The 10,427-nt window shown below is 46.1% G+C and carries 8 protein-coding genes; all 8 read right to left on the minus strand.

Annotated features, from left to right (window positions below; genetic code table 11):
• Nucleotides 1-367, minus strand: a 367-nt coding sequence (locus tag AC1DSE_RS22280; RefSeq protein WP_477528202.1) for a M15 family metallopeptidase domain-containing protein, incomplete at its 3' end; no start/stop codon positions are given.
• Nucleotides 319-1,491 (minus strand): alanine racemase, encoded by a 1,173-nt coding sequence (gene alr, locus AC1DSE_RS22285; protein ID WP_477511609.1) that lies wholly within the window; start codon nt 1,489-1,491, stop codon nt 319-321. The genes AC1DSE_RS22280 and alr, both read right to left, overlap by 49 nt.
• A gap of 5 nt (nt 1,492-1,496) precedes the next feature.
• Nucleotides 1,497-2,573 (minus strand): D-alanine--D-alanine ligase family protein, encoded by a 1,077-nt coding sequence (locus AC1DSE_RS22290; protein WP_477511608.1) that lies wholly within the window; start codon nt 2,571-2,573, stop codon nt 1,497-1,499.
• 118 nt (nt 2,574-2,691) lie between these two features.
• Nucleotides 2,692-3,900, minus strand: coding sequence for a VWA domain-containing protein (locus tag AC1DSE_RS22295; RefSeq protein ID WP_477511607.1), 1,209 nt, complete (start codon nt 3,898-3,900; stop codon nt 2,692-2,694).
• 1 nt (nt 3,901) lies between these two features.
• On the minus strand, nt 3,902-6,229 hold the full coding sequence (locus tag AC1DSE_RS22300) for a DUF5682 family protein (RefSeq protein WP_477528203.1): 2,328 nt from the start codon (nt 6,227-6,229) through the stop codon (nt 3,902-3,904).
• Nucleotides 6,226-7,317, minus strand: coding sequence for an ATP-binding protein (locus AC1DSE_RS22305; protein ID WP_430059001.1), 1,092 nt, complete (start codon nt 7,315-7,317; stop codon nt 6,226-6,228). The genes AC1DSE_RS22300 and AC1DSE_RS22305 overlap by 4 nt, the downstream gene beginning before the upstream one ends.
• On the minus strand, nt 7,293-9,101 hold the full coding sequence (locus AC1DSE_RS22310) for a hypothetical protein (protein WP_477511605.1): 1,809 nt from the start codon (nt 9,099-9,101) through the stop codon (nt 7,293-7,295). The genes AC1DSE_RS22305 and AC1DSE_RS22310 overlap by 25 nt, the downstream gene beginning before the upstream one ends.
• 21 nt (nt 9,102-9,122) lie before the next feature.
• On the minus strand, nt 9,123-10,427 hold a 1,305-nt coding region (locus tag AC1DSE_RS22315), incomplete at its 5' end, for an SWIM zinc finger family protein (protein WP_477528204.1).

Genomic DNA, 10,427 nt, shown 5'->3' on the forward strand with positions numbered 1-10,427 from the left:
CCACATAACAAGCGGTATACTCGTCTCCATTTTCCACTAGAGAGGTTTCATAGATTTGCTCCTGCTCCTCTCTCGAGCGATAAGCGCTAACTGCAATAATATCATTCATGGCTTGAGATTCATTTAGAAGTATATTGAAATGCTGCAAGCATGTTTTCTCTAGTAACAAACCTTCCTCCAGCAATTTTATATCAGGATTAGTATGAAGCGGGATCAGCTTGTCGAGTGAAATGGACTGTTTTATAGGGTTGGCTTGATTAACCAATACCAGATGACCTTCATACATTTCTGCACGACTAACTTGAACAGCTGTATGCTTTACATAACCGCTTTCTTGAATGGTTTCAATTTGGTTCGGTTGCCCCAATTCGTCCAAGCCTCCTCTACGTCCTTGTATTTCCTTGTTACTCTAGCTGTTAGCGACGTTGATATTTCCTGTGCTACGCTCCCAATATGGGCGGCTAGCTCTGCAAATGTGATCTCTTCTGCTCCCTGTCGTCCGATTAAAGTCACCTGTGTTCCTTCCGCACAAGGTCCTGGCAGCTTTACCATGAGCTGATCCATACATATTTTTCCGACGACTTTTGCCCGTTGTCCATTAACCAGCACCTCGGAATTTTGCATGCTTTGTGACCAGCCATCTGCATATCCAATCGGAACTGTGCCAATCCATTGCTCTTCTTCTGCCTGATAGGAATTGTCGTATCCTAGGTACTCATCTTTGTGAAGCTTCTTTACTTGTATGAGCTTGCTGTGCAAGCTCAAAACAGGCTTGAGCTTCACAGATTGCACAAGCTTTTCTGGATAAAAGCCGTACATCGCCGCCCCAATGCGTACCATATCCATTGCAAGATTAGGAAATCGGAGTGCAGCTGCACTTCCCGCACAATGATAATGACGAATATGGAGACCGGACTTTTTACTCCATTCCATCATCTCCATAAAGCGGCTTGTTTGCAGGTCAAGAAATGTCGTATCTGCTTTGCCTGCAGTCGCAAAATGAGTGTAAAATCCATCCACTTCGATATCTGGCGCTTTTAGCCATGGCACAAGCTTGTCCCACTCTTCTTTTGACTGAATACCAATTCTCCCGAGCCCCGTATCCACTTTCACATGGATAAGCAGCTTCTTGGCAGATGCAGTCGGTTTGTATTTTCTCATTTGCTTAAACCATGTGGCATTTGTAACGGTTAACATCAAATCATTCTCGATGGCTAAGTGTACATATTCAGCGTCTATTGGTGTCAAAATAAGGATAGGCAGCTTCATGCCATAGGATCTAAGGCGGAGCGCTTCCTCTAAATAAGCAACAGCCAGAACATCAGCGCCTGCTTGTTCAGCCATATGCGCAGATTCAAGATCGCCATGTCCGTAGCCATTTGCTTTCACAACAGCCATCAGCTTGACATCGTTTGGCAGCGTTTCGCGAATCTGTATTAGATTGTCTTGAATATGATTCAAATGAATGTCTGCCCAAGTATCTCTAAGCATATCGGTCACCTCGTGTACTGAATCGATTGTTTTTCAGCATGACGCATGATAGCATAATCAATTAATTTCTCGACAAGCTCCGAATATCGAGTTCCATTCGTCCGCTCCCACATGACCGGATACATGCTGTAATTCGTAAAGCCAGGCAGTGCATTGATTTCATTCAAATACAACTGTCCCTTGCCATCTAAGAAAAAGTCTACCCGTGCAAGACCCGAGCAGTTATGAGTATGGTATGCTTTGATGGCTAGCTGCCTAATTTGCGACGTAATTTCTTCGGATAGATGCGCTGGAATCGACATCTTTAGCTGCTTATCCATGTATTTGGACTCGAAATCGAAGAAGACATGGTCATGGATGAATTCGCCTGGCAGTGAGGCAAGCGGCTTCTCATTACCCATAACAGCCACTTGAATCTCTCTGCCGATCACTTCACGCTCAAGCACAATTTTGTTGTCATACTTAAATGCTTCGGTAATGCCAGCAACCAGCTCTTGTTTGTCGTGGCATCTGCTGATGCCGATGCTTGATCCAAGTGAGGCTGGCTTCACATAACAAGGATAACCAATGGTCTCCTCTGCCATTTGAAGTACCTTTGAATGATCTTCAAGCCATTGATCATATCGATAAACACGGTAGTCGACCTGATGAATGCCTGCTTGCTCTAACAGCTGCTTTGAGATGGCTTTGTCCAGTGTAAGCGCTGAGGATAATACACCATTCCCAACATAAGGAACATTAAGCAATTCCAGCAGCCCTTGTACGGTTCCATCCTCTCCATATGAGCCATGCAGCAGCGGCAAGACAACTTTTTTTCCTGGCAATGCGAATTGACTCATTAAAACCTGTCCGATGGACTCGGCTTCACTCCTATGCTTGGGCAAAGCTATAAGATCGGTTAATTGAAGTCCTTCTTGATTTAACTTGTCAGGCGTACACCATAGTCCTTCTCGCGTAATGTAAATGGGGAATACTTCAAATTTAGAATCATCTATGGATTGAATAACGGTGTATGCTGTTTTTAATGAAACCTCATGCTCGACGGATTTGCCGCCGTATAGGACATATAGTTTTGTTTGCATAAAAAAAAACCTCCCAAAATCGACTTGTTATCTATTACTAAAGATAACAATCAATCGTTAAGAGGCTTGTAAGTAAAGTTTAATTAAAGCTTAAGATTCCATAAACTGTTTATAAGGTTTATTTACCCGCTGGATCAATTGCGCTAGCAAGCTCCTGCAAATCTCGCCCTTGCAGCGCGCCTGCAATCAGCTCTGGAAGCCGGTCCGGCGTACAGCCGAAGCATGGAATGCCAAATGTGGACAGCTTTTTTGCAAGCGCAGCGTCATAAGAAGGAACTCCGCTATCCGACAAGGCTAACAAGCAAATTACGCTAACGCCGGATTGCCGCATATTTTCCATCCGCCTAATAAGTGCTGCTTGGTTGCCGCCTTCATAGAGATCTGAAATTAGAATAAACAATGTTTTCTTGGGGTCGCTAATAAACTGCTCGCAATATTGAACTGATTTGTTAATGTCTGTGCCGCCGCCGAGCTGAATGCCAAACAACATATCGACTGGATCATTGGCACATTGCTCGCTTAAATCAGCAACTTCAGTATCGAAGGCGACAACATGTGTATCCAAGGCAGGCAAGCTCGCAAAAATAGAACCAATAATAGAAGCATAAATGACCGAATCCGCCATCGAACCGCTCTGATCGATATCGAGGATAACGGTCCATTCCTTACTCCGCCGAGCGCGTTCAAAAAAATAAAACCGTTCTGGAATAAGCTTTTGGCTATCCAAATCATAATGCTTCAAATTTCTGCGGATTGTCGTTTTCCAATCCAGCCCTGTCATCGAAGGCAACGGTGAATGTTTTCTTCGGTTCAAAGCGCCTGTAACGGCTCGCCGAATTTCATGCTCCAAGCGAGCTAAAATTTCATCGACGACCTCGCGAACGAGTAATCTTGCTGTTTCTTTTGTTTTCTCAGGGATACGGCCTTTTAACGCGATGAGTGTCGCAACCATCCGAATATCAGGCTTCACCTGACTTAGCGTCTCCGGCTCGAACAACAGTTGTGTCAAGCCCTTCCGCTCAATGGCATCCGCTTGAATGACCGACACAATATCAGATGGAAAGAAGCTGCGAATGTCACCTAGCCATTTGGTTAATTTGGGCGATGATGCGCTAAGACCAGCTGAACGACCACCGCTGTTTTTGGGTTTGTCCGTCATAATCTCAGTTGTTTCATCATAAATGGCTGCAAGAGCTTGATCCATCAAGCTCAGCTCACTATCGAGCAATTCCTGACCATTCGCCATGTCAGATAGCTTGTCGTTTGCAGAATGTCCCAAAATGAGGCGCCAACGCTTTAATTGTTCGAAATGCTCATTATCGCTCATATTATAAGTCTCCAAAGTCGAACTCATTGAGCTCATCTATTTTTTGTTGCTCCTCACTGCTCAGTGGCCGCTGCAATACATCGGCCGCCTCTATGGATCCAAATCCCCATACATCACCTAATAATTGCGCAATCGCGTTTTTTTCTCTAGCTTCAAAGGATGAAAAAGCTCTTCTAAGAAAAACAAGCGATCGTCTGAACTGCTCATCATCAAGCGATCTTGTATAAAGGTCGAGCTGTTCCCATAACTGCCTCCGAGACAGCAGCACATAACGATTGCGGAGTGACATGCCTTCAAACCAGCCAGCTCCGATATCAGCAGGTATCCCTGGGGATAAACGTCTCGACACCTCTCGTGCTAAACGTTCATGATCGATTAGGTTGCGCTCAAGCAGCAAAGCAAATGCTAGACCTGACAGTTTAGCATTCCGATCATCGCGATAAGCAAGCTCCTCTAGTTGCTGTACCCATCGCTCGTCATCCACGACCTCAAAGTGCTGCTGTGATACAGCATGCATATCGATGATTGCTGAAGCCATATTTGCCGCGGCATCGTCACTGCAAATCGACGAATCAACAAGGAGCAGCGTACCTCTTAAAAAAAGCTGTTGAAGAAGAGGTACTAACACATCCGTAATCATTTTTCGAACATCACCAAATTGTACGAGAATAGACAATTCACGAAGTGTCCCTGCGATTTGAGTATAGTCACCAGCTTCAACTGCCAGCTCTTGCAGTGTGCGACGCGCATCTTCCATAGATGCGGGCAGCCCGCATTGCCATGCTGCCTTAACGAGCGACGCAGCGTCTAATAGGTTAGTGCTCTGCGCTAAAGACTCCTTAATAGAGAAAGCAGCTGCTAGTTCGATCGTCTCCCCTTTCATGATGGACTCAACGATCTCAATCTCGGCTTCTGGCGTCCAGCAGAGCACCCAGTGTTCTGCCCATGTTGCGCCGTCCTGCTTGACTGCGCGTTTCTTAGCAAAGCTAATCGATAGAAGCTGAAGACGCTCAAGAAAAAAAGATCTTCTTAAATCAAGAAAAGCAGCATCCTCGGATTTCACTCTTCTGTTCTCTCGTAGATCCAGCTCAAGGTCAGTTGCTACCGTCGTTTTATATTTTTCCAGCTTTAACGATTTCAAGTTTCGATTAAGATCCTCTTGAATAGGGGTTTGGCTGATTCCGTCGGGCAAAGCACCAATAGCAGTACCAATATTCGTTCTTGCAAGCRCATCTGCTACAATCGAAAGCTCGCCATATCCAAGACAAGTAATGGCGGCATCTTGAAGATCACGCAGCGTCGGCAATCTTCCTCCGTGCAGGGATGCCAGTGATTCAGCCAGTCTTACTGCTTCGATAACGGAAGCTGCGGAACGGAAATTCCCGCTCTGCCGCATATAACCTGCAATCGTTGCTAGATAAGCGGAAGACAACTTTCCAAGGTCACCACTGACTAAACATTGCCAAGCAAGCTCAAAATAGGACGGTGCCGCGTTACCCGCTCCATAGCCTGAATGACTGGATAACTTATAATACGAATAGGGCATAAGCGTCAGCTTGGTCTGAATCTTAGGCAATGCTGCTGCTTCTTGCTCAGTCATACCATCCAATTCCGCTTCGAGTGCTGAAACATGATACGCTCCGGTAACAACTACAATTCGCTCAGCTGGAATGCCTCCTTCTATCGCCTCAGCAATTCGTGCACGCATGTAAGCTTCGCGAATCTCATTGTGAGCGGCCTCTAGCGGTGTATATATCCGTTCATCCGTCTCAGATAGCTGCCTCATCTCACTTGAAAAAGCATGAATAGCATGGCGGTAGGTATTAGGCTCGCTGCTATGTTCAAACGAACGTTCCCAATAGGTTTCGTAATCGGATTCTCCCGCTGATATAGCCACTTGCTCATAACGATCATTGATTTGTTCACGATGCGAGCGGGCACCTTCGGCATAATCTTCTTTTTCACTAGCAGCACTTAATTTCAAGTGAAGGCTAACCGATACATCGGACGGCAAATCGATGAATCTGGCTTCAACGCCATTTCTAGCTGCCCATACAAATGCTTGATACTCAGGGGAATACTCCGCTAACGGAAAAACAAGCGTACGGATTGGCAATTGATCGGTATAGGCTAATATGGCAATGGGCGGCTTTACACCCTTTAATGTGATTTGGCTAATGAGCTCCGTTGCATCCGATGGCCCTTCTACGAGTACGAGCTGCGGCTTAACTTCTTGAAGAAAAGTTTGCAAATGAAATGCCCCGGTCGGTGAGAGATGCCGTACGCCGAATAAATGAACGCCGTAATTGGATACGGCAGCCGCACTCACGAACTCAGCTCACGGCAAGCACGATATAGCCCTCGCCACTCGGCTCCCCGTTTTTTCATCACATTTTCCAAATATTCCTTCCACACCGCATCATCTTTTGCTTCATCCTTAACGACAGCTCCAAGCAGACCGGCAGCAAGGTCCTCTTCAGCAACCTGCCCATCCCCAAAGCTGCTTGCCAGCGCCATACTATTAATAAGCAAGGATATTGCTTCCGCAGTTGAGATTGCACCACTTGGCTGCTTCAGCTTCTCTTTGCCGTCTAGTGTCATCCCGCTGCGCAGCTCGCGGAAAATGGTCACAACCTTGCGTACAGCTTCCTCCTCAGGAACAGCCTCACCAAGCCGATAATTGGAAGCAATCTCGCTTACCCGTTTGCGCACAATGGCTACTTCCGTATCCAAATCTGATGGTGCCGGCAGCACAACGATGTTGAAACGACGCTTCAAAGCGGCGGACATATCGTTGACACCGCGGTCACGCGTATTTGCGGTTGCAATAATGGAGAAACCTCTTGCAGCGGGAATATCTCTGCCTAGCTCAGGTACAGAAATCGTCTTCTCCGATAAAATGGAAATTAAAGCATCCTGTACCTCTGAAGCGCAGCGTGATATTTCTTCAAACCGCGAAATTCCTCCTGCCTCCATCGCACGATAGATCGGGCTTTTGACAAGCGCTTCCTCGGACGGACCATTAGCAAGAAGCATTGCATAATTCCATGAGTATCGTACCTGTTCTTCACTTGTACCAGCGGTTCCTTGAATAACCTTAGATGAATCGCCATGAATGGCCGCCGTCAAATTTTCCGAGAGCCATGACTTTGCTGTTCCCGGCTCACCTATAAGCAATAAGGCTCGGTCAGTAAGCAGTGTCGCAATCGCAATTTCAACGAGTCTTGTGTGACCAATGTATTTTGGCGTAATATCTACCTTGCCAGCTCGGCCACCTGTAATAAAAGTTAATACTGCCCGCGGTGACAGCTGCCAGCCTGCCGGTTTCTCTCCAGTGTCATGTTTCTTCAGTGCTTCGAGTTCATGTGCATATAACTGCTCTGCAGGCAACCTTAAGATAGTTTGTTTTTGATCCATGCTAGAAATCCCGCTCCTTCTGGTTTCGATTCAAGCTCCGCTGGCTTAGCGGCAATGTGTTCGGCTAGCTGCTTTAATTGGTCACGAGAGTACTCGCTTGACATCTTATCCGCGATTTGCTGAAGCCTATCCGCAAATTCCCCCGGAAGCATAGCAATTAATAGCTGCAAATCTCGGTCCATATAATAAAAGGATTTTTGCGTAGAAAGCTCCAGTGATGACATTAGCATCTCTGGCGTATCAGTATGTCCGAGCCGGAATAACGTGTACAAAATATGAATTGATCGATGCTTCATCAGTTGTGGCGCTACTTTCGCTTTGTCGACTAAATAGTGGATTGCCCTCTCATTAGGGCGTTCCACTAATCGGCATATAAGCTCTTCCTCATTTAATGTGATAAAGCGATCTGCCCATCTCGCATCCCAGCTCCACTGATTTTGATGTTGCGTAAATGCGGCTTGCACAACCGTATGAGGAGTAAGTTCATATATGGCTTGTATTAGCTCGCGTGCAACTTTACTCTTTTTCTCTTCTACATAACCTTCATACCTGTCAAAAACATCTGCTGGGCTTAATACTTGTCGTGCGGCTTTGAACGAATACGCGATCAAATAGGCGCGGCGATTGCGAAGCTCATGAAGAAACACTAATGCCTCATTATTTTTGGAATCTAATAATATTTGAGCTGCTTGGCTCATCATCGGTTCCATCTCTTGAAAATAAAGCTCATCATCATTTAACATTTGCATCAGAAATTCTCTTACAGCAACAATGTCTGCTTTGGATTGAAAGCAAGTGATGACGCTGCTGAACTTTTCTTGGAAGCCCGTATCTTGTTTAGCTGAAACGACATGTTCAGCCAGCTCTAAACCGTAAGCCAACAATTGCTCGGTTAATGCTGGAAGTTCGCACGCTTGAATGGGAGCAATGGCGATGTCTGTATTTTTTTTCTTTAGTGATTCCATCAAACGGTTAACGACTTGTGTAGAATCGAAGCGGGACAATGCCATTAAAGCAGCGCTGCGAATCTCTTTTTTTCGGTCATGCGACAGATCGAGCAAATGTTCCTCGAAGCTAGGCAAACCAGCCGTAAGCGATATCGCAGCTATACGTACCGGCAATCCTCCATCCTTCTGCGCTGCCAGCAGAGTTGGCCATAGTTCCTTCTCGTCCTTCGCCAGCTTATAAAGGCATACGAGCATTCTCGCGTCGCCGCTGCCTCCCTGCATATCGAATTCCGAATGCAGAATTGGCAAGGCAGCTGAACCAAGAAGTGGGATGACATGATCTGCGACATATTCAGCAATTTCAGAATAGCTGTCTCTCAAAGCGTTGACGGCTGGTGCGAATGTTCTTACATCGTTGAACAGTCCTGCCTCAACCCCTTGTTTAATGGCTTCGAGCCGATTGGGACCGCGAAGCGTCAGCGAATCAATGAGCGGCTTAAGCTTTCGATAAGGGGTCGTCGTGATCGTTTTGTTATTTGCTGCTTCTATGCCAACGGGCAGCAGCTCACCTGGCGCTTCAATAGAGCTTTGTGTATGCAAGACCGCTTGCAGCAATACTGTTAAATCCAGCAGCTTGTCAGCCGCATTCTCTTGCTTAGACCTCGTAACACTATCGACTTCTTCTGCTATTCGTTTGAAAATGGGTGCCTTTTCACCAAATTGTTGCAGCTGAGGGAGCGATCTTCTCAAACGCGCATCATCTGCCGCCATGCCCGCACCTGCTATGATTAAACGGCGAACGTCTTCATACAATTCTCGCAATAATGGAATACTCATGTTTTGCTCCTTCGTCAACCATTAATAGAATAAGCGGATCATTTCTTGTTCGGTAATTAGAGCCAAAGGCTGTGCCAGCAGCTTTCCTTCTGCGAGTCGATCCTCGAACATGACAAGTACCCCCACATTTGCAAGCAGCTCTTTATCTAAATTACGGAGTAAAGGCAATGTAGGATGATTCAGCTTTGAGATGGCATCAAGTGGAAGCCTAGCTCCTTGCTCATCAACAAGAACATATCCGCCTTCCGAATTTGCTACCTGAGCAGCATGAAGCAGCATGACCGGGTTGCGGTCTGCTAATGGATTTTTGAGCTGATTTTTCACCGTTTTTACTGCCGCTGAATAGGATCGCTCTGCATATGAATGAATAACAACACGATCACTTGGTATCCATTCACGCATGGTCATCTCTTCCCAGCGAACCCTTTTATTCAAATCGCCTGGATAAACAAATAACTCCTTCGTTTGGACAACCATAAAGCAGCTATCCTCTTCCTTCATATGTTTGGCTGCTCGGAAAGGCCGATAGCTGCGTGTGACGACGATTTCTCCATCTTGAAGCTGCATCCAATACCCTTCATCCACATGTTCACCGCGTGCTTCGTCGGAATAAGAGCGGAAAGAAAGCTGTACAAGCTCAGCTGCTTCACGGAGAAGTCCATGCTCACGCAGCTCAGCTAACTGCCATGCATGGCCAATTTTTTCTTCAAGAGGGCTTGAGATATCCATTGGGATGCTCGAATCTTCCATTCGCGCCTTCAAATAATCCCGGCTGCGCTTAATTAATACATGCATAGCAGCTAGCTGTTCACAAACCTCGGAATAAATTGTCTCCGGATTATCACTTGAGCCTACTAAAACCAATATCTCTCGAAATGCTGCTTGGAGCCCGGGTACGTAGTGATTGCCAAGCTGTTTTGCTTGTTCCTCATACATATGAAGAGAGCGTTTATCCAACGAAGCTAAACCGCTTTGCACGATTTGCTGCACAAGCTTGTGAACGAGCTCGACCCCTTCAAGCTGCGAAGCGAGTTTCTTGATAAGAGCGTTTTTGTTAACCTTGCGTTTAGTTTCTGTACCTGCTGGAATCGCGGCAGCTTCCTTCTTTTTCTCTTCACGCTTGTCCGCTTTCTCGCGCTTATCTGCAATATCCGCAGGTATCTCTTCCGTTGAAAAAGCCTTTCCTCCAGCATATGCATACAAAAGTCCTAATATATGTTTGCATGGAAATTGACGACTTGGACAGGAGCAGCGAAATACAGGTTGTTCGGCTTTTACGAAATCAACGGAGCAGCTATAGGGCTCTTTGCCGCTTCCCTTACATTC

The organism is Paenibacillus sp. 01L418 (genome assembly GCF_056400045.1).

Excerpts from the sequence above, each read along its gene's own strand:
- alr (WP_477511609.1), bottom strand. The coding sequence starts at position 1,491 with ATGCTTAGAGATACTTGGGCAGACATTCATTTGAATCATATTCAAGAC.
- AC1DSE_RS22290 (WP_477511608.1), bottom strand. The coding sequence starts at position 2,573 with ATGCAAACAAAACTATATGTCCTATACGGCGGCAAATCCGTCGAGCAT.
- AC1DSE_RS22310 (WP_477511605.1), bottom strand. The coding sequence starts at position 9,101 with ATGAGTATTCCATTATTGCGAGAATTGTATGAAGACGTTCGCCGTTTA.
- AC1DSE_RS22305 (WP_430059001.1), bottom strand. The coding sequence starts at position 7,317 with ATGGATCAAAAACAAACTATCTTAAGGTTGCCTGCAGAGCAGTTATAT.
- AC1DSE_RS22295 (WP_477511607.1), bottom strand. The coding sequence starts at position 3,900 with ATGAGCGATAATGAGCATTTCGAACAATTAAAGCGTTGGCGCCTCATT.